This window comes from Micromonospora sp. NPDC047074 (assembly GCF_040643815.1).
Classification (GTDB): Bacteria; Actinomycetota; Actinomycetes; order Mycobacteriales; family Micromonosporaceae; genus Micromonospora.
Map to the genome: position 1 here is coordinate 478533 of NZ_JBEYVB010000002.1, position 18425 is coordinate 496957.

16 protein-coding genes are annotated in these 18425 nt (G+C 72.7%); 12 read left to right on the forward strand and 4 right to left on the reverse strand.

Going from position 1 to position 18425, the window contains the following annotated elements; translation table 11 throughout:
- Positions 1–33 precede the first annotated feature (33 nt).
- The gene (locus ABZ809_RS05875) at positions 34–1494 is read right to left on the reverse strand and encodes an XRE family transcriptional regulator (protein WP_357561235.1); all 1461 of its coding nucleotides are present in this window, start codon (positions 1492–1494) and stop codon (positions 34–36) included.
- Between the two features lie 180 nt (positions 1495–1674).
- Here ABZ809_RS05875 and ABZ809_RS05880 point away from each other — a divergent pair, with 180 nt between their 5' ends.
- Together ABZ809_RS05880 and ABZ809_RS05885 are read left to right on the forward strand one after the other, a co-directional pair.
- Positions 1675–2151, forward strand: coding sequence for a hypothetical protein (locus ABZ809_RS05880; RefSeq protein ID WP_357561236.1), 477 nt, complete (start codon positions 1675–1677; stop codon positions 2149–2151).
- Positions 2152–2214: 63 nt separating this feature from the next.
- Positions 2215–3063, forward strand: a complete 849-nt coding sequence (locus tag ABZ809_RS05885) for a hypothetical protein (RefSeq protein ID WP_357561237.1) — start codon at positions 2215–2217, stop codon at positions 3061–3063.
- 29 nt (positions 3064–3092) lie between these two features.
- On the opposite strand, the gene ABZ809_RS05890 is transcribed toward ABZ809_RS05885, so the two are convergent.
- Complete coding sequence (locus tag ABZ809_RS05890) at positions 3093–3785, reverse strand: poly-gamma-glutamate hydrolase family protein (RefSeq protein WP_357561238.1); 693 nt, start codon at positions 3783–3785, stop codon at positions 3093–3095.
- A 395-nt stretch (positions 3786–4180) separates the two neighbouring features.
- On the opposite strand from ABZ809_RS05890, the gene ABZ809_RS05895 reads away from it, so the two are divergent.
- From ABZ809_RS05895 to ABZ809_RS05925, 7 genes are all read left to right on the forward strand, one after another.
- Positions 4181–5263, forward strand: a complete 1083-nt coding sequence (locus ABZ809_RS05895) for an FAD-binding oxidoreductase (RefSeq protein WP_357561239.1) — start codon at positions 4181–4183, stop codon at positions 5261–5263.
- 95 nt (positions 5264–5358) lie between these two features.
- Positions 5359–6666 (forward strand): VWA domain-containing protein, encoded by a 1308-nt coding sequence (locus ABZ809_RS05900; RefSeq protein ID WP_357561464.1) that lies wholly within the window; start codon positions 5359–5361, stop codon positions 6664–6666.
- Positions 6663–7490, forward strand: a complete 828-nt coding sequence (locus ABZ809_RS05905; protein ID WP_357561240.1) for a peptidase — start codon at positions 6663–6665, stop codon at positions 7488–7490. The genes ABZ809_RS05900 and ABZ809_RS05905 overlap by 4 nt, the downstream gene beginning before the upstream one ends.
- Positions 7491–7701: 211 nt before the next feature.
- A complete protein-coding gene (locus ABZ809_RS05910; protein ID WP_357561241.1) occupies positions 7702–7941 on the forward strand; it encodes a hypothetical protein in 240 nt (79 codons plus the stop codon).
- Between the two features lies 1 nt (position 7942).
- On the forward strand, positions 7943–8521 hold the full coding sequence (locus ABZ809_RS05915; protein ID WP_357561242.1) for a sigma-70 family RNA polymerase sigma factor: 579 nt from the start codon (positions 7943–7945) through the stop codon (positions 8519–8521).
- Positions 8518–10644, forward strand: a complete 2127-nt coding sequence (locus ABZ809_RS05920) for a tetratricopeptide repeat protein (RefSeq protein WP_357561243.1) — start codon at positions 8518–8520, stop codon at positions 10642–10644. The genes ABZ809_RS05915 and ABZ809_RS05920 overlap by 4 nt, the downstream gene beginning before the upstream one ends.
- A gap of 16 nt (positions 10645–10660) precedes the next feature.
- Positions 10661–11485, forward strand: coding sequence for an AAC(3) family N-acetyltransferase (locus ABZ809_RS05925; protein WP_357561244.1), 825 nt, complete (start codon positions 10661–10663; stop codon positions 11483–11485).
- Positions 11486–11512: 27 nt separating this feature from the next.
- Here the strand turns inward: ABZ809_RS05925 and ABZ809_RS05930 are convergent, their stop codons facing one another.
- Both ABZ809_RS05930 and ABZ809_RS05935 read right to left on the reverse strand, forming a co-directional pair.
- Positions 11513–11833 carry a GYD domain-containing protein gene (locus ABZ809_RS05930; RefSeq protein ID WP_357561245.1) on the reverse strand — a complete coding sequence of 107 codons (321 nt, stop codon included), beginning with the start codon at positions 11831–11833 and terminating at the stop codon, positions 11513–11515.
- Between the two features lie 81 nt (positions 11834–11914).
- Positions 11915–15187, reverse strand: a complete 3273-nt coding sequence (locus tag ABZ809_RS05935; protein WP_357561246.1) for an NACHT domain-containing protein — start codon at positions 15185–15187, stop codon at positions 11915–11917.
- Positions 15188–15497: 310 nt separating this feature from the next.
- Here ABZ809_RS05935 and ABZ809_RS05940 point away from each other — a divergent pair, with 310 nt between their 5' ends.
- From ABZ809_RS05940 to ABZ809_RS05950, 3 genes are all read left to right on the forward strand, one after another.
- A complete protein-coding gene (locus ABZ809_RS05940) occupies positions 15498–16367 on the forward strand; it encodes a sugar phosphate isomerase/epimerase family protein (protein WP_357561247.1) in 870 nt (289 codons plus the stop codon).
- Between the two features lie 33 nt (positions 16368–16400).
- Positions 16401–17735, forward strand: coding sequence for an AAA family ATPase (locus ABZ809_RS05945; protein ID WP_357561248.1), 1335 nt, complete (start codon positions 16401–16403; stop codon positions 17733–17735).
- Between the two features lie 176 nt (positions 17736–17911).
- On the forward strand, positions 17912–18418 hold the full coding sequence (locus tag ABZ809_RS05950; RefSeq protein ID WP_357561249.1) for a peptidase inhibitor family I36 protein: 507 nt from the start codon (positions 17912–17914) through the stop codon (positions 18416–18418).
- The last annotated feature ends 7 nt before the right edge of the window (positions 18419–18425 follow it).

Genomic DNA, 18425 nt, shown 5'->3' on the forward strand with positions numbered 1-18425 from the left:
CCGTCCTCATCGCCTGTTCGGAGAACCGCCCGCTCACTTCGCTGCCAGAGCATGAGGGGTGAGGTGACGCTCGAACTCGGCGACCTGTGGCAGCCTTCGGTGCCGCCCCAAGTCGCGGCGCAGGTTCACGACTCTATCGATGACTCGCGTAGAACTCATTGTTCGGACTTGCTCCATCACGCGGGCACCCACGACGAGCGCCTGCTCGGGCTCGTCCGCGAGGAACAACGCGCTGCACAGCCCGACCTCGTTCAGTACCGTGCTCCGTACGTTCGCGGGGCCGAAGGTGGCAATAGCACTCTCGACCCAACGCACCGCCTCGGGTGCGTGTCTGCTGTCCTGCCGAGCCTTGTCCCGGTAGACACGGCCGTACTGGGCGAACAACTCGCCACGATCGTAGAAGCCCAACCAGCCCGGCTCGCGCTCGCTGCTGATGCGTTCGAACTGATCGCTCGCCTTGCCGAGGGTGGTCACGGCGGTCCGGTGGTCGCCGAGTGCCGCGACGGAGGCGGCTTCCGCGCCCCAGAGCAGGGCCTTGATCGCCGGGGTGGCGTGTGCCCCGAGCTGAGTGTGAGCGAGTTGCAGCGTTGCGAGTGCGTCCCGGTTGTGTCGGAGGTGTTGAAGCTGTTTGGCCTGCGAATACCGGATCATCGCGGCTAGCAGGACGTCCCCAGCGGTGAGGGCAGCTCGTTCGCCTGCGACGAAGTGCCGCTGCGCGTCATGGTGTCGACCCGCGTCGAGCGCCGTCCAACCGGCCAGTTGTCGTGCTGCAGCCACCGCAGCGACAAGCCTGGGCGTCAACCCAGCCGGATGCGACCAGTCGAGCATTCGGTACACCGACTCGGCGAACCGAGCCACCTCCTGGTGCAGCAGTCCGCCGCCGCATTCATAGTCCACCGAGCGGTAGAGCTCCAGCACTGCGTTCAGTCGAGCGACATCCGCCGCGCCGATTCGCCGGGGCTGGACGAGACCAGCGCCGCCGACGAGTCCCGCGCCTGCGGCGACGGCGGCGATGCCGGCCAGCAGTGCCCGCCGCCCCTCGTCCGGTCCCGAGGACTGCTGGTTAGGCAGAGGAGTGACATGTACCGCGTTGTTACCTGCGCGGTGGGTCTGGCCCGGCAACGCAAACCACAGATGTGCCAGGGGGATACGAAGCACCTTTGCCCAATGGGTGAGTCGGTCCATGTGCATGATCGGTGGCCCGGTCTCCACTCGGCTCAACTGCGCCTGGGTGATCCCCAGCCACCCCGCCACCACGGTCTGCGGCAGCGCGGCCCGTCCGTGGTACGGGTGGCACCGGTACGCCCGGATGACCCGCCCGAGATGCCGCTCCGCCAGTGCCCGCCGCACCGGCCTGTGCTCCCAGAAGCTCGCCGGCACCACCGGCGGCGCGCTCAGCCTGTCGCGCTCGGCGGCCTGGCACGGCGCGCAGCGCCCGCTGTCGTTGTCGCGGGCCAGTCGTCCGCCGCACCGGGGGCAGTTCGCGTGTGTCACCGGCAACCTCGCCATGCGCAGGTGGCTCCGTCCATCTCGCCTCGTCGAGCCTATCCATTCAAGCCACTCCGTGCAGGCTCGGTATACGCAGCGCGCATATCGATGATCCTCACGTCGTCATCCGCCGCCGAGCAGTCGGAACACGGTCTGAGCGCAGACCCGCTCTACGGAAGGAGCGCCATGCTGCTCATCGGCGACAAGACCCGCGCAGGCCGAACCCTCGTACCGGATGAGCTGTTCGACCGGCTGACCACCCGCATCGCCCACGACCACCCCGACCTGACCCCAGACCTGCCCGCCAGGATCCTGGACCAGGCGCTGGCCTTCCTCGGCGCGTGCGCCGTCAGCGCCGAGCCCATCGGGCCGACCGATCTGGTGGACATCGGCTGGCACACGTTCATCCTGCACACCCACGACTACGCCGAGTTCTGCGACCGTGTCGCCGGCCGATTCATTCACCATCAGCCCGAGCCCGTGCCCGACGAGAACCGCCCGTCGGTCCCGGAGCCGGTCGGCACCCCGATCTCCCGGGCGGTCGCCGCGATCACCGCCGCCGGCTTCGTGCTCGACGCGCCGCTCTGGGCGGTTCGGGCGGCCGACTGCAACTCGAAGTGCAACCAGTGCCACGCCGGCTGCCACGACAGCCCCAAGGAGTAGGCCGGTTGACCAGCGGTCCCGGGCATAGACTGCCCGGGACCGCGCCGCCGGAAGGCCCACCGCATGCCACGCCACCACTGGGATGAGCTTCCCGACGGGGTACGGCGTGACGTCGAGCGGCGCACGGGTCCGATCCGTACGGCCAGCCCGATCCCGACCGGCGCCGCCAGCGACATCGCCGTCACCCTCGACACCGCCGCCGGCCCCGTGTTCTGCAAGGGTGGGCAGGTCGACGGCCGGTTCGGGTGGCTGTACCGCAACGAGGCCCGGGTCAACGCGTCGCTGCCCCTGCTGGCGCCCCGGCTGCTCTGGGCCGTCGAGCGCGACGGCTGGCTGCTCCTGGGCTTCGAACACGCCGCCGGCCGCCATCCCGACCTGTCCCCGGGCTCACCCGACCTGACTCCGCTGGCGGCCCTTCTCGGCGACCTGGCGCGACAGCTCACGCCATGTCCGCCCGTCGCCGTGCCGTCCATCGCCGACCGGTGGCGCACGCTCATCGCCCCCGAACGGGTCGACGGCGACACCCTCCTGCACACCGACATGACACCCCGGAACTTCCTGATCGAGACCCGATCGGCTGCGGGGGAGAGCCCGTCCGTCCGGCTCGTCGACTGGTCCGGTCCCGCCCGTGGCGCCGCATGGATCGACACCGCTCTCCTGCTGCACCGCCTGATCCGTGCCGGCCATGATCCGGCTTCCGCCGAGGAGCGGGGCCGGCAGGTGCCCGCCTTCGCCGAGGCGCCCGAGCCGGCGGTGACCGCCTTCGCCGAGGCCCTGGTCGTGCTCTGGCAGCGCAAGCAGCGCGCCGCTCCGGCGTCCCACCACGGTCCGCTCGTTGACGCCGCCCGCCGCTGGGCCGCCCACCGATCCTGCCCTCATGGACGGGGCAGCTCGACAGCGCCGGTGGCCTGACAGGCAGGCGCGGCACCGCCCGTCTTCTGTCAGGCGTACACGCCCTGCACGGCTGCGACGAACGCCTGCCCAATCGTCGAGGGCGGCCCGTCCTTTGTCGGGAACAGCTCCATCCGCAGGTCGTACGTCAGCTCAAGCTGAACGCCGGCACCGTCGGCGTCCTTGTTGACGAAGTTCGCGGTCGACGTGCCGGCGATGTCCGCGGGCGCGGGCTGGACGACGCTGAAGCCGGCGGCGCTCAGGGCTGTCGCCAGCTCCGCGCCGGTGGCGGTGTCCCGCCCGCCGATGTAGACGACCTTGCCCGCTTTGGATGTGCCATGCACCGACAGTGCGTGGGTCCGCTGGGCAATCAGGATCAGGCACTCCTCGACGTCCCAGTTCTCACTCGTAACGTGTAGTCGCGGGAAGTTCTGGCCAGCCGGCAGCATGCCCTTGAACTGGCACTGGGTGTGATTGGTCCCCGCGATCGCGCTCGCGATCTCGCTGGTGCGTGATTCGATCGCGCCGCCGTGCGGGGCGACGACGATCAGCGGGGAGCTGGTGATCTTCCAGCTGAGCTCGTAGGCGACGCCCGCCTGTTCGACCTTGCGTAGCGCGGTCATCGACGGATACTCGGTCACGCTGCCCACCGGGGCGGCTGCCTGCGGCGTTGGCGCGTCGCCCACCCGAGCGATGCCGTATCCCGTCAGCAAGACGAGTGGAACGGCGAGGGCGCTGAGCATCCATCGCACATGTCTGTTCAAGGGGATTCTCCTTGTGGCCGCATCGATCTCGCCTCGTCGAGCCTATCCATCGAAGTCGCTCGGTGAGGGGCCAGCACGTGAAGCGACTCCGGCGCCGCCCTCGCGCCTGGCGCCGCCGCCGGGTCGTGAGTGACCATCCGAATGCACAGCGTGTATGGCTGTCACATCATCGCGGCATAGCAGGAGCCTCGTCCGGAGCCGAAGGTCGACCCATGGCCCGGGGCGGGTGCTGGCTCCGGAACTGCGTCGATCCCCGAACGACGCAGCTCCGCTCCCGCCCGCCCCGGCGCCACTCCACCTGTTAGCAAGGGGCCCTTCCTCTACCGAATCCGTTAACAAGGGCACCTTCCTTACATCCCCGGGAGGAGTTGGGCGTGAGCACCGTTGCTGCCTGGGAGGCGGTTGCCGACAAGGCTGTCGAGCGGGGAGCCGACGACTTCTGGTGCACGCTGGAGGACCGTCGCCCCGGGCTGCTGCCCGAACGGGTCGCGCCGCTGCTCTTCGCCGGGCTTGGCCGCCTCACGGTCGGCGGCGACGATCCGGCCGGGCGGGCGGCGCTGCTGGCGGTGCTCGGCCGCGCGTACCACCGGCACGGCCTGCTGCCGCACGCCGCCACGATCGGCGACGCGCTGCTCGCCGCCGTCGCCCGGCACGCCCGACCGGTATGGACGCCACGGCACACTGACGCCTGGGAGCGCGCCGCCCGCCGCGCCGCCGAGGCCGTGCGCCACGCCGCCGCCCGCGCCGGTGACGGCCCGGCGTGGTTGCCGGCCGAGGTGATCGGCCACGACCGGCCGTGCGACACCATCGCGATCCTGACCGTACGACCGGTGCGGCGACTGCCGTACCAGCCCGGCCAGGCGGTCCCGGTCTGCACGCCGCGCCGGCCCGGCCGCTGGCGCTGGCTCTCCCCGGCCAACGCCCCGCGCTCCGACGGCACCGTCGAGCTGCACGTCCGCGCCGTCGCCGCCGGCCGCGTCGCCCACAGCCTCGTCCACGACGTACGCCCCGGCGAGCCGCTCTGGCTCGGCCCGCCGCGCGACGTGGGCCTGTGCCTGGACCCGTCCGCGCGGCGGGACCTGCTGCTCGTCGCCGGGGGCACCGGGCTGGCGCCGCTGCGCGCCCTGGTCGAGCAGGTCGCCGCCGCGCCCGACGGCCGGCGGGTGACCCTGGTCGTCGGCGCGCGCCACTTCGCCGATTTGCACGACGCGGTCACCCTGGACCGACTCCAGAGCGCCCACGACTGGCTGACCGTCGTGCCCGCCTTCAGCCATGACCAGGGCGCGAAGCCCGCCGAGCAGGGCGACGCCCTCACCGTCGCCCTCGGCCACCACCGCCCCGATCATGACGTGTACGTCTGCGGGCCGCCGCCGATGCTCGCCGGGGCGCGGCCGCGGCTACTCGCCGTCGGGGTGCCCGCCGAGCGCATCCACCTGCCGGCGGAGTTGGTGCCGTGAGCAACGAGCGCTCGCAGGCACGAGACTCCTGAGTGGAGGGACGGGCCGCCGCCCGTTAAGTCGCGAGTGCGACGATCACTAGGATCTCCGCCGTGATGATCAAACGACGGATCCCGATAGTCCTGTTAGGACTGTCGGCCGCTCTCACGACACTGGGCGTGCCTCCCGCTCACGCCGACGAGCACGAGACCGAACCCGTCGAACCGCCCAAAGTGGAGCTGGTGCTCGACGTGAGTGGTTCGATGCGCGCCAAGGACGTCGGCGGGCGTTCCCGCATCGCGGTCGCCCAGGAGGCGTTCAACGACGTCGTGGACGCGCTGCCCGAGACGACGGATCTCGGCATCCGCGTCCTCGGCGCCACCTACGGCGGCGACGACAAGAAGCTCGGCTGCCAGGACACCCAGCAGCTCGTGCCGGTGGGCCCGGTCGACCGGGTGAAGGCCAAGAACGCCATCGCCACCCTGCGCCCGACCGGCTTCACCCCGGTCGGGTTGGCCCTGCGCGAGGCGGCCAAGGACCTCGGCACAGGCGAGACCACCCGGCGCATCGTGCTCATCACCGACGGCGAGGACACCTGCGCGCCGCCGGACCCCTGCGAGGTGGCCCGGGAGCTTGCCGCCCAGGGCACCCACCTGGTGGTCGACACGCTCGGCCTCATCCCCGACGAGAAGGTACGCAAGCAGCTCGTCTGCATCGCCTCGGCGACCGGCGGGACCTACACCTCGGCGCAGAGCAAGGAAGACCTGACCCGGCGGATCAAACAGATCGTGGAACGGGCCAAGGACACCCACACCAAGACGCCGGCGAAGGTGGCCGGCACCGACGTCTGCGCCAAGGCGCCCGTGCTCACCCCCGGTGTCTACACCGACCGGGAGCGCTTCGAGGAGCACCGGTGGTACCGGATCCCGGTCCAGCCGGGGCAGGAACTGCGGGCCTCGGTGAGCATCGGCCTGGACCGGCCGTTGAACCGGGACTACGGCGTACTGCTGCGGGCCACCGCCACCGACGGCCGGGAACTGGTCCGGGGCAACGACGCCGGCAGCGGCCGTACGGACGTGCTGTCGACCGGCCTGCGCTGGTCGGCGGCGGAGGACGACGAGGACGAGGTGGAGGACGACGACAAGGGCGGCCTCTTCACCGACTCGACCGAGAAGGCTCCCGAGCCCGCCGTCGTCTGCCTGGTGGTCAGCAACTCCTTCTCCGCGAAGGCGGGCGCCGGCCAGGCTCCGGGCATGCCGCTCGAACTGACCATCGACCTGGTCGACGCGTCGCCCGCCCCGAACAGCCCGGGTCTCGGCCGGGGCTGGGTGTTGTTGGGCGTACTGATCCTCGCGGGTCTGCTCAGTGGGTTGATCGTCGGTTGGCTGACCCGTTGGTGGGTAGCGGTCTGGAGGACCCGATGACGATGCCGAAGGCCCCGATCTCGGCCCGCCGGGCGGCGGTGCTGCTCGCCGCCGCCGGTTTTGCCGTCGCGCTGCCGGCCGCCGCCAGCGCGGAGACACCCACCCCGTCGCCGGGGGCCGCCACCGTCAACAAGGCCGGCACCTCGTTCCTCACCGCCGCCGGGATCAGCCCCGGCCAACCCGTACGCGTCGGTGCCTCGGTGGGCGACTACCTGTACTGGTCGTTCACGGCCGCCGCCGGAGACACCCATCATGTGGCGGCCACCGTGTCGCTGCCCGCCGCGGCGAGCCGGAAGGGCGACTCCACCTGGACGGTCGAGGTCTTCGACGGGCTGCGCCGCCGGCAGGCCTGTGTCGCCGGGGCGCAGACTCCGGTGGCGTCGAAGAGTGCCGCCACCGTCGAACTCGACTGCGAGCTGCGCCAGGTGCGCTCATGGGCCGAGCCGTGGTCGGGTGATCCGCTGCCCGGCACGTACTACGTCCGGCTGTCCGGCATCGAGCTGCCGGAGCAGGAGCTGGGCCTGCCGATCGAGGTGAGCCTGCTGGTCGGGGTGGAGTCCGACGGCGACACCGAGCCGGAGGGCGGCAACCTGAAGGAGCCCCTGGTCCCGGCGGTGAACCCGGGCAAGGTGCTCGCCGGCGACCCGACCGCCAGCACTCCGGACCCGGCGGCGGCCGGTGACGAGGAGGACGGCTGGTTCGACTGGGTCCGGTGGCCGAGCCTGTCGTCCCGCTGGTACTGGACCATCGGGGGCGGCATCCTGGCCGCCGTCGCTGGTGTGGTCGGCTTCGCCCTGACCCGCCCCCGCCAGCGCGTCGGCTGACGATCGCGCGGTTCCGGGCCCGGTGACAGCCGGCGCACCGGAGACGAACGGGATCGACGAAGACGGCGGGGCGGGCATGACTGAACGGGTCGTGCCCGCCCCGCCGTCATCCGTTCACGCACGATGTGACGTGGCGACCAAACGCCGGGAGAGGGTCGCCCGACAGTAGAGCGTGTTACCTACTCCTTCCCCATGGCACGACACGTTGACGGTGCTGGCCGCTCTGAGTGCGAGCACCCTGACCTGGCAGTGGGCCGTGCTGTTGGTGAGCCTGCTGGCCGTCCGTACCGCGCTGGGCCTGCTCGCCGAGTGGCAGGCGCGACGTGCACTGACCGCCCTTGTCCGAGCGGTCCCCGCCGGGCTGGTCACGGTCCACTGGGAGGCCCCTGGGACTGTCCGGATGGTGTGGGGTGTCGACTCGGACCAGCGCAGCCAGCAGCCAAGGACATGATGTGGGTTCCGCGGAGTCACGGCCGAAGCTCACCAAGGCGCAGCTCGACCAGATCGAGCACTTCTACCGGCAGGAAGCCGGGGACCTGTACAGGTATGCCTGTTCGCACTCAGCCGGTCGGGAATCCGAACGGTGGGACCTGGTCCAGACGACCTTTCACGAGGCGATCCGTGCCTGGCGGAAGGTCGGCCGGTACGGCCCGGACGAGCGGCGGAGGTGGCTGCGCCGGGTGCTGAAGAACAAGGCGATCGACCTCTGGAGAAGACAACACGTGGTCGACCTGTTCGCTGACGTCTCCCATCCGCACCCGCGCTCCGACGACACGAGCGAGCGCGCGGAGTTCGCGATCGCCCTGGCCAACTGCTGGCGGGTGATCGAACAGATGCCACCGGTACGGCGGAGCGTCGTCGCCCTGTTCTGGGGCGAGTCGTGGGCCCCCAACCGCGTCGCCGGGCATCTCGGGCTGGCGCCGAGCACGGTCCGCGGCCATCTGCTGGAGGCACGCAGACAGTTGCGGGCCAGCATCGGCCATCTGGTGCCGTTCATCGACGACGAGGAAGAACAGGAGTCAGCTTCATGAGCAACGACGAGGAGCGGGCTCCGCTCACCTTCGCCGAGGTCTACCGGCGTGCCCGCGCCGCCGGGGCCGGTGCGGTCCCGTCCTTCGACTTCGAGCGCGGGCTGGCCGACCTGGCGGCGTGGATCGACCGGGAGGTCGACGTCGTCGAGGAGACGGAACAGGACCTCGCCCCTGCGGTGGCGCACCGGTCGCCGACCGAGCTTCGAGGGCGCCAGGACCTCCTGGCGGAACTGCTGGCACTGGCGGAGCGGCCTGAGCACGGCCCTGCCGTGCTCGTCGGGCAGGCCGGTGCGGGGAAGTCCGCGCTGGTCGCCGCCCTGGCTGAGCTGATGCGGGGCTGGGGGCGGCAGGTCTGGTGGATCTCCGCCGCCGACCTGGCCGGTTTCTCCATGGGTGTCGCCCGAGTGGTACGGGATCTCGGCGGGTCACTCACCGACGTGGAATCGGTCACCAAGGGGGCGGCTGACGGCCCGGACCGGCTCTGGCGCCTGCTGGACCGCTCGCCGCTGGGGTGGCTGCTCGTCATCGACAACGCCGACGATCCCTGGACCCTCGCGGCACCAGGCGCGCCGGCGGGCGTGCAGGACGGCGCGGGCTGGGCGCGCGCGTCGAGGCACGGCCTGGTCGTGGTGACCAGCCGGGAGACCGACGACCGGATGTGGACCGGGGCGCGAACCATCGGCGTCGGCCATCTGGGCGTGGCCGACGCGGCCCAGGTCCTCCGCGATCTCGCGCCGCAGGCGGGTGACGAGACCGGGGCACGGGCCCTGGCGCGAAGGCTCGGCGGCCTTCCGCTCGCCCTCCAACTGGCCGGCAGGTACCTGCGCTCCGGGGTCGCGCAGTGGCCCACCTTCACGGAGTACGACCGGGCCCTCGGCGGCCTGGAGGGAACGATGGTGGACCGTGCCGCCGAGCTCTCCCTGGACGGGCTGGCCCGGCACGGCGTTCCCCAGGCCCGGGAGCTGATGCGGCTGGCCAGCTGCTATGCGCCCGACTCGATCCCGACCCGCATCCTGCCCACGACCGGCTTGCAGGAGGCGCTGGACGGGCTGAGCGGTGTGGGCCTCATCCAGGAGAGTCCCGCGTCGATCACGCTTCATCCCGCGGTGACCGACGCCAGCCGTGCTCACCTCGAAGGACCGGAGGTCTGGCAGTCCGCGATCGGGCACCTGGTGGGCGCGCTGCGGGAGCTCAGCTTCGGCCAGCCGGAACACTGGCCGCAGTACCGGCTGCTCGGCCAGCACCTGCTGGCCCTGCTCGACACCGCCGCCCATCGGGTGGGGCACGAACATCTTGCCCTTCTCGTGGAGGCCACCGCGGAGGTGACCAGAGCCCTCATCCACAGCGGCGCGGGCAGGGCGGCCGGCACGTTGGGCCAGATCGCCCTGGCGCGTTGCGCGGCACTGGGCGAGGAGCACCGTGCGGTGCTGCGCGTCCGGCACTATCTCGCCTGGGCGGTCGCCGACGCGGGGGACCTGGCCCGGGCGGAGGCCATCTACCTGGACGTTCTCGGCGTCCGGCGCCGGGTGCTCGGTGATTCCGACCCGGACACCCTCGACAGTCGCCACGAGCTGGCGTGGATCGCCAGTCGTCTCGGCAGGTGGGCCGAGGCCGAGCAGCGCTACCGGGACACCCTTCGTGATCGCCTGGTCCTTGCGGCACCGGATGTGCGGGAGACCCTGACAACGCGTCACGAGTTGGCCTACGCGATGGCCCGGCAGGGCCGTACCGAGGAGGCGCGCCGGGCTTTCGAGGACGTGCTGCGGGACCGGCGGCGGGTCCTTTCCGATCTGGCTCCCCAGACCCTCCAGACCCAGCACGCCATCGCCTGGATCACCGCCAGGCAAGGCAGGTGGGCGGAGGCCGAGGGACTCTACCGCGCACTCCTCGACCTGCGTTCCGTGCTGGAGACCGATCATCCCCACGTGCTGCTCACCCTGCACGAACTCGCCTGGACGATCGCGCGCCAGGGCCGTCGCGCCGAGGCGGAGGCCATCTACCGGCGGGTGCTGGAACGCCGCCGCCGCACCCTGGGCGACGACCACCCCGACACCGACACGACCCGGTGGGCGCTGCGCGAACTCCAGCGGGGCCGGATCGTCGACGCCGTCCATCCCGCCTGACCACGTGGAGGTCCACATGATCCTCGTCGAGAACCTCATCGCCGCCGTCGACGCCCTGCACCTCGCTGAGCGCCCCGTCATGCTGCACGCGTCACTGCGGTCCTTCGGCACGGCGGTCGACGGTGGCGCCGACGCGCTGCTCGACGCGCTGCTCAAGCGCGGCTGCACGGTGCTGGCACCCGCCTTCACGGAGCCACAGTTCGGGCTGCCCGCGCCTCCCGACCTGCGACCGGCACGCAACGGCCTCGACTACGCCGCCCCGCCCGCAGGGAGCACCTGCCAGGAGGGAGTGCCCTACCGCGTCGACTGCGGGCTGATCAACCCCCGACTGGGCGTGCTCGCCGCGGCGCTCGTCGGGCGCGCCGGCGCCGTACGCGGCAGGCATCCGCTCAACTCCTTCGCCGCCGTCGGCCCGCGGGCCGCCGACCTGATCGACGCCCAGAGCCCCGACGACGTGTACGGGCCGATCCGCGAGTTGACCGACCACGACGGCCGGATCCTGCTCGTCGGCGTGGGCCTGAACCGCATGACGGCACTGCACCTGGCGGAGCAACGGTCCGGCCGTCGCCTGTTCCGCAGGTGGGCGCGCGACGAGGACGGCGAGATCCGCATGGTCGAGGTCGGCTCCTGTTCCGGAGGGTTCCCGCGGCTCGAACCACTCCTCGCCCCGCTCGCCCGGAGCACCGTCGTGGGCGCCTCGCACTGGCGCGCCTACCCGGCCCGGCAGGTTCTCGCCGTCGCGAGCGCCGCCATCGCCGCCCGCCAGGGCATCACCCGCTGCCCCGAGCCCGGCTGCCTGCTCTGCCGCGACGCGATCGCCGGAGGCCCGGTGGTTTCCTGACGGATTCGCGTCGACCCCGGTGGCGGATCAGGCTCCCGGCGGTTGGTACGCGATGTGCATCCGGAGTGCCTCGTCCACCTCCTCGGGGGTCAGCAGGGGACTGACCCGGGTGTCCACGCCGCGGGCCGCCCGGATCGTGACGGCCAGCGCGGCGGCGGTCCGGTGGTCCGGGAGGTCGCAGACAAGGTAGGTGTCGTACTGGCCGAAGCCGAAGTACAGCGCCTCCAGCCGGCCACCGGAGTTCTCGATTAACGCCCGGATCACCTCGGTGCGTTTCGTCCCGCCGTCCTTCATCAGCCCGTTGATCCCCTCGACCGTGTAGGTCGAGGTGAGCAGGAACTTCGCCATCCCGGCACCACCTCCGACATCCGGCCCGCGGGTACCCGGGTCGACGGTGACTAGTCCTGCCCGCTCCTCGGCGGGGCCCGCTCACTTGCGCCAGGCGGGGGCCATCCGTTCGGACATCTCGCGCCAGAACGTCCGCAGCTCCCGGCGGTCGACGGCCTGCCAGTCCGCCCGTCCGGCCGGGCGGAACCAGTGCCCGACGAGGTCGATCTGGTGGGCGCAGAAGACCTCGTCCATCTGGTACGGCAGCTCGTCGCCCTTCGGCGGCAGCGGGCAGAGCCGGAAGGGGCAGTCGTCGACGCAGGTGGAGCCGGGCTGTACGTCGTGGGCCTGGCGGCGGCTCAGGGTGACCCGCATGGCGGTGCGGTCGATGGTGAGGCACGGGGGCAGCTCGGGTCGGCTGGCCCGGGTGAGCCGGCGCGCCCGTTCGGTGCTGTCCTGGCCCCGGTCGGCGAGGTTGAGCAGCAGCATCACGTCGGCCAGGAGCCGTTGGGCGCGCGGTTCCAGGACGGCCCAGCCGTGCGCGGGCGGCAGCCAGGAGTCCTGGAGCCGGCGGATGCCGGGCTGTGGGCTGACCGTGCCGACCCGCCCGACGATCTCCCGTTCGTCGACCCAGCAGTGTCGCTCGGGGTGGCGGTCGACGAGCGCCTCCACGCACAGGTCGGCGACCTTGCGGACGAGCGGGTGGTCGGTGCCGCTGTGGCGGTGCGGGGCGCGGTCCCCGCTGCCGGCGATCGAGGTCCAGAAGCCGACCAGCCCGCGTGGGTCGGATCCGTGGCCCCGTTCACGCAGCGTCTCACCGGGGTCGCGGGGCAGGGCGAGCATGGTGAGCGCCTGGATGAGCGCCAGGTGGGAGTACCAGAACCGGGAGTGCCGCAGCGCCTTCTCCGCCTCCTCGATCAGCAGGCTGCGGTGCGCGGGGTAGACCCGGCAGTTCGCCGCCAGCCGGAAACCCTGGGCGAGGGTCAGCTCGTAGACGCGGGCCCCGTCGGTGGCGTCGGTGGCCAGGCGGTGCACCCAGCGTTGCAGGTTCTGGTGGGCCCGGTGCTGCTGGTTCGCCTCGCCCGGCGCGTGCCCGCCGTCGGTGTAGAGGAACAGCGACGGCGCGATCCATGTCCGCAGTTCCTCCAGGCGCTGCCGGCCCGGGGTGTCGACCGCCTGCGGCGGCTCGTCGAGCAGGTCGCTGAGCGCGCGGACGGCCGCGTCACCGCCGGCGGCGATCTCGCGGGCCGCGGCCAGCCGGGGGAGGTACGACGCCTCGTCGGCCATCATCGAGAAGAGCTGGTCGTACTGCGGCGTGGGGTGCCGCGGCCGGAGCCCGGTGGGCGCGGGCGGCCGGGCCACGAGCTGCCGGGCGGCGTCGCCGTACCGATGCACGAGGGCGATCTTGGCGTCTTCGAGGGGGCGGTCGGTGACGGACCCGTCGGCCTGGTAGCGGCACCAGGCGCGACGGATGGCGTCGGCCAGTCGCCGGTGCGAGGGGTGCCCGGTGGCGGCGTCCATCTCCAGCGCGGCCGCGAACATCTCCAGCGCCCGGGTGCGGTTCCGGGTGCCGGTCGCCTCGTCGCAGAGCCGCTGGACGAGGGCGACCGACCGGTTCCGGGTGGCCTTCGCGTCCCGGTCCGCCGCCGAGAGTCCCACCCGGTGCCGGACGGCGTCGCCGAGCCGGGGCAGGGCGCGGTGCCGGGCGGTCCGTCGCCCGTCGAGCTGTTCGAACGCGCCTCCGCTACAGGCGTACAGCGTCAGGGCGGACAGCAGTTCCCGCCCCGGGCCGTCGACCCGGGTGAAGGCGTGGTCGAGGAAGTCGTCGTGGCGCATCGCGGCGGTGAGGAACCGGGCGCCGAGGTACGCCTGGATCACCCCGTGCTGGAAACGCACCCCGTCCTGTCGCTTCACCACGATGTTCAGCGCGTCTCCGGTGGTCTCGGCGAGCCCCACGTCCTGCGGGTTGTCGGCGTCGAGCTTGCGCAGCCGGGCCCGCAGCTCGGTGAGGATCCACCGCCGGCCGGCGTCGGTCGCGTCGTCGCCGGTGAGTTCCGTCGTCCGCACCGACAGCCGGTTGTTGCGCAGCCCCAGGCAGGCGAGGGCGGAGAGCACCTCGATCGCGTCGGACCGTTCGACCTGCGGCATGCCGTAGTCCTCGTACAGGTCGCCGGCCACGGTGGCGTCGCACCACTGCTCCAGCAGGCACCACCGCAGGGCGGCCCGGCCCGGGCCGACCGGCGCGACGCGGTCGAGCCGGTCGACCTCGTGGAGCTGCCCGATGATCCGCAGGTAGAACGGTGAGTCGGCGACGTCGGCGGCCTTGACCAGCTCGGTGACGCGGTCCCACCGCTGCCCCGCGTCCGGGCGGCGGCTGCGGGCCCGCACGTACTCCAGCGCGGCGCCCTGGCCGAGCGGGTCCAGTTGCAGCAGCAGCGCGTCCAGCCCGCGCAGCGGATCGTCGGGCCGCGACGCGACCACCAGGGGGAGGCCCACGCGGACCGCACCCCGGATGGCCTCCCGCAGCACGCTGTCCCGGTCGGCGGGTTGGGCGGCGTCGGCGAGGGCCTCCTCCAGGCCGTCGGCGAGCACCACGATGCGGTTCTCCAGCCAGAGCCGCCGCCAGATCCGGTCGGCCTCGCCGGCGGAGCGCAGCCGGCTGTCGATGGTGCGTTCGAACTGTTCGAGGGCGAGCTGGTGGAAGTCCAGCTTCTCCGGGTCGGTGACCGTCCGCAGGTCGATCCCGACCGTCGCGACGTTGGCGGCCATCAGCATCTCCGCGAGTCGTGCCAGGGTGGCCGTCTTGCCGGTGCCGATGCCGCCCACCAGCAGCAGCGGGCGACGGCTCGCCCGGTCGCGGAGCCGCTGGACGATCAGTTCGCACAGCTCGTCGCGGCCGACGATGTGGGCCGGGTCGAGGCCCCGCTCGGCGGTGGGCAGCACCATCCGGCTGTTGCGCTGCACGTTGCGCCGGTACCAGCGGCGGACCGGGATGTACCGCCAGACGAAGAAGAACGCGAGCCCCAGCGCGGCGACCATCAGGGGCTTGACGAAGCCCTCCACCTGCCCGCAGTAGTAGGCCCGCGGCTGGCCCCCCGCGCACCACTTCGCCACCGGGAGGAAACGGGGCTCGGTGTCGACGATCATCAGGACCAGGGAGAGGGCGGTCCAGCCGAGGAACACCCAGGCGGTGGCGAGGATCGTCCACCGCACCCCGCGGCGGTGCCGCCAGCCCACCCGGCGGCTGGCCCGTTCGTCCGTACGCCTGCGGCGGTCCCGCTCGGCCCGGCGTTCCCGCCGGGTGCGCCACCGGCGCCGGCGCTGGCGCAGCCACAGTCGGGCCAGCCAGACCGGCCCGCGCGTCGGCCCGCGCATGGGCACCCTCCATGATCACATGGTCGGTTGCCGGACGAGGCGCCCCGCCTCTCCTCATGCTCACGCTAGTGTCCGTTCGCGCAGCTCAGGTGCCAGTTCCGGCATCCTGGCCGGCCCTTCTCCCCGCCCTGCCGGCGGCACTCGACAGGGTCGACGGCGGAACCATCGCAGGGCCGCCCGTTTCATCCCGCACTGCCCGGCGTCGCGCGTCCAGTGGGGCCGCACCGGAGGCCCGGTCCCGGGCACCCGGCCGCGACCGGGTGCCCTCTACAGTCGACGGATCTATCGACCCGACGGCGAGAGGGCGCGGATGCGGATCGGCATCAACACGTGGGCCTGGGCGGCACCGCTGACCGACGAGGCGCTGGCCCGGCTGGCCCCCCGGATCAGGGCGTGGGGCTTCGACGCCGTCGAGCTGACCGTCCAGGCGCCGGGAGACTGGGATCCCGCGCGGGCCGCCGACCTGCTCGCCGGGCTGGAGTTGGCCCCCGCCGTCTGCGCCGGCCTGCTGCCCGGGCACGACCTGCTCACCGACGACGAGGAGGTCCTGCGGCGTACGGAGGATTTCGTGCGGCACTGCGTGCGGGCCGCGAGCCGGGTGGGGGCCGCCGTGGTGGCGGGCCCGCTCTACGCCCCGGCCGGCCGGCGGTGGCTGCTCGACGCGGACGCCCGGCGGGCCGCCACCGCGCGCCTCGTCCAGCGGCTCCGGCCGCTCGCCGACGAGGCCGCCGGGCAGGGCGTGACGATCGCCCTCGAACCGCTCAACCGGTTCGAGACGAGCCTGCTCAACACCGTCGAACAGGCGCTCGACGTGGTGGCGGGGGTCGCCGGCCTGGGCCTCGCGCTGGACACCTTCCACCTGAACATCGAGGAACGCGACCTGCCGGCCGCCATCCGGCTGGCCGGCGACCACCTCGCCCACGTGCAGGTGTGCGGCAGCGACCGGGGCGTGCCCGGCGGGGACCATCTCGACTGGCCGGCGCTGTTCGACGCCCTGGCGGAGATCGGCTACGCCGGTCAGGTGAACATCGAGTCGTTCCTCGCGGAGCCCCTGGCCGTGCCGATGTCCGTGTGGCGGCCCCTCGCCGCCGGCCCCGACGCGCTCGCCGTCGAGGGGTTGGCCTTCCTGCGCGGGCTGACCGGGGCACGGCGCCACCCGTCGGCGGCGGGGCAGGCGTAGGGTCCCGGTGACCCGGTGGGGGAGGTGAGGTCGGTGCGTACGAGGCTGGAGCTGCCGCCGGCGGTGGAGGCGGAGCGGGTCATCGCGGCCGTCCTGGCGGACCTGCGCTCCGGCGACCACCGTGGCGTCGTGGTCGACTCGCCGCCGGGGGCCGGCAAGTCGACCCTGGTGGTGCGCGCCGCCGTCGAGCTGGCCGCCGCCGGGGAGCCGCTGATCATCGTCGCGCAGACCAACGAGCAGGTCGACGACCTCATCGACCGGCTGGCGCGCAAGGCACCGGAGCTGCGTATCGGGCGGCTCTCCGCCGCCGACTACCGGCCGTCCGACCGGGTGAAGGGCCACGAGAGCGTCCGGGTCGCCGCCAAGGTCGCCGACCTCGGCGGTCCGGCCGTCATCATCGGTACGGCCGCCAAGTGGGCCACGGTCGCCGAGGGCTCCTGGCCGTGGGCGATCGTCGACGAGGCGTACCAGATGCGCTCGGACGCCCTGCTGCGCGTGGCCGGCAGGTTCGAGCGGGCGCTGTTCGTCGGCGACCCCGGCCAGCTCGACCCGTTCTCGACGGTGGAGACCGGGCGCTGGACGGGCCTGACCTGGGACCCGATGCAGTCGGCGGTGGCGGTGCTCCTGCGGCACAACCCGGAGCTGCCCGTGCACCGGCTGCCGGTGTCCTGGCGGCTGCCCGCCTCGGCGGCCCCCGTGGTGGCGGCGGCGTTCTACCCGTTCACCGGGTTCCGCGCCGGCACCTCAGCCCCCGACCGGTCGCTGTCCCTGCGCGAGCCGGGGCCGGGGGACGCGCTGGACCTGGTGGTGGAGCTGGCGGCGTCCACCGGCTGGGCGCTGCACGAGCTGCCCGCCCGGCACACCCTGCGTACCGACGGGGAGGCCGCCTCGGCCTGCGCGGCGCTGGCGCTGCGGGTGCTGCGGCGGGGCGCGGTCGCCGTCTCCGAGCACGCCCCGCAGGGCGCGCCGGTCACCGCCGACCGGATCGCCGTCGGGGCGGCCCACCGCGACCAGGTCGCGGCCATCCGCGCGCACCTGGGCCCCGAGGGGGCCGGCATCACGGTCGACACCGCCAACCGGCTCCAGGGCCGGGAGTACGACGTCACGGTGGTGCTGCACCCGCTCTCGGGGCGGCGGGACGCGACCGCGTTCCACCTGGAGTCGGGCCGGCTCTGCGTGCTCACGTCGCGGCACCGGCACGCCTGCGTCGTGGTGGCCCGGGCCGGGATCGGTGAGCTGCTGGACGCCCACCCGTCGACGGAGACCGTGCATCTCGACGTGCCGGTGAGGTTTCCGGACGGCTGGGAGGCGAACCAGACGATCCTCGCGCTGCTGGCCGGCGTGCGAGGCTCGCGACGTGCCATATGAGCCGTTGTCAACATGGTGCGCAATCGCTGTCGGGACATTGATGGCAATCACCGTCTGACGCTTCCTATCCTGACCATGGCGTCACCCGCCGCTGTCGGCCCGACCTGGGGCCTGCCGGCCACCTGACCGGCGGTCCCTCGCCCGTCCCCTGCGCGCCCACCATCGCGAGGTGTCGAATGGTCAGTGCACTGCGTCTCCGCGCCGCCCTCGCGGCGGTGCTCGCCTGCGTCCTGCTGGTGGTGACGACGCCGGCCTCGGCGTGGGCCGCCGTACGCGAGAGGGCCGCCGCCCGCGAGGAACTGCGGCGGTACCTGTCCACCCACCCCGGCGGCACGCCGATCAACGACAACGAGATCAGCTACGGCGGCGGCACGTTCGTCGTCACCCTCCGCGCCCCGGTGGGGACGTACGGCGTGGCGGACTGCCCGCTGGGCTGGTTCTGCTTCTACGAGTGGCCCAACTACGGCTATCCCCGGGGTCGCCTCTCCGACTGCGGCCGGCAGGGCCTCTTCACCTGGCAGTGGCAGTACCGCGTCGAGTCGGCCCACTACAACCTCGGCAGCGGCTCCGTCTCGTTCTACTACTACGGCACCCGCCTGTTCGACGTCGGCGCGGCGAGCCGGGTCCGCAGCGACGCGGGCCCCTACCGGAACTGGGCCAACTACGTCGAGCGCCGCTGCTGACCGGGCC

What these genes read in the sequence shown, in the direction of transcription:
- ABZ809_RS05900 (WP_357561464.1), top strand. Translation starts at nt 5,359, where the DNA reads ATGATCAAACGACGGATCCCGATAGTCCTGTTAGGACTGTCGGCCGCT.
- ABZ809_RS05920 (WP_357561243.1), top strand. Translation starts at nt 8,518, where the DNA reads ATGAGCAACGACGAGGAGCGGGCTCCGCTCACCTTCGCCGAGGTCTAC.
- ABZ809_RS05950 (WP_357561249.1), top strand. Translation starts at nt 17,912, where the DNA reads ATGGTCAGTGCACTGCGTCTCCGCGCCGCCCTCGCGGCGGTGCTCGCC.
- ABZ809_RS05890 (WP_357561238.1), bottom strand. Translation starts at nt 3,785, where the DNA reads ATGCTCAGCGCCCTCGCCGTTCCACTCGTCTTGCTGACGGGATACGGC.
- ABZ809_RS05880 (WP_357561236.1), top strand. Translation starts at nt 1,675, where the DNA reads ATGCTGCTCATCGGCGACAAGACCCGCGCAGGCCGAACCCTCGTACCG.
- ABZ809_RS05935 (WP_357561246.1), bottom strand. Translation starts at nt 15,187, where the DNA reads ATGCGCGGGCCGACGCGCGGGCCGGTCTGGCTGGCCCGACTGTGGCTG.
- ABZ809_RS05905 (WP_357561240.1), top strand. Translation starts at nt 6,663, where the DNA reads ATGACGATGCCGAAGGCCCCGATCTCGGCCCGCCGGGCGGCGGTGCTG.
- ABZ809_RS05940 (WP_357561247.1), top strand. Translation starts at nt 15,498, where the DNA reads ATGCGGATCGGCATCAACACGTGGGCCTGGGCGGCACCGCTGACCGAC.
- ABZ809_RS05885 (WP_357561237.1), top strand. Translation starts at nt 2,215, where the DNA reads ATGCCACGCCACCACTGGGATGAGCTTCCCGACGGGGTACGGCGTGAC.
- ABZ809_RS05930 (WP_357561245.1), bottom strand. Translation starts at nt 11,833, where the DNA reads ATGGCGAAGTTCCTGCTCACCTCGACCTACACGGTCGAGGGGATCAAC.
- ABZ809_RS05925 (WP_357561244.1), top strand. Translation starts at nt 10,661, where the DNA reads ATGATCCTCGTCGAGAACCTCATCGCCGCCGTCGACGCCCTGCACCTC.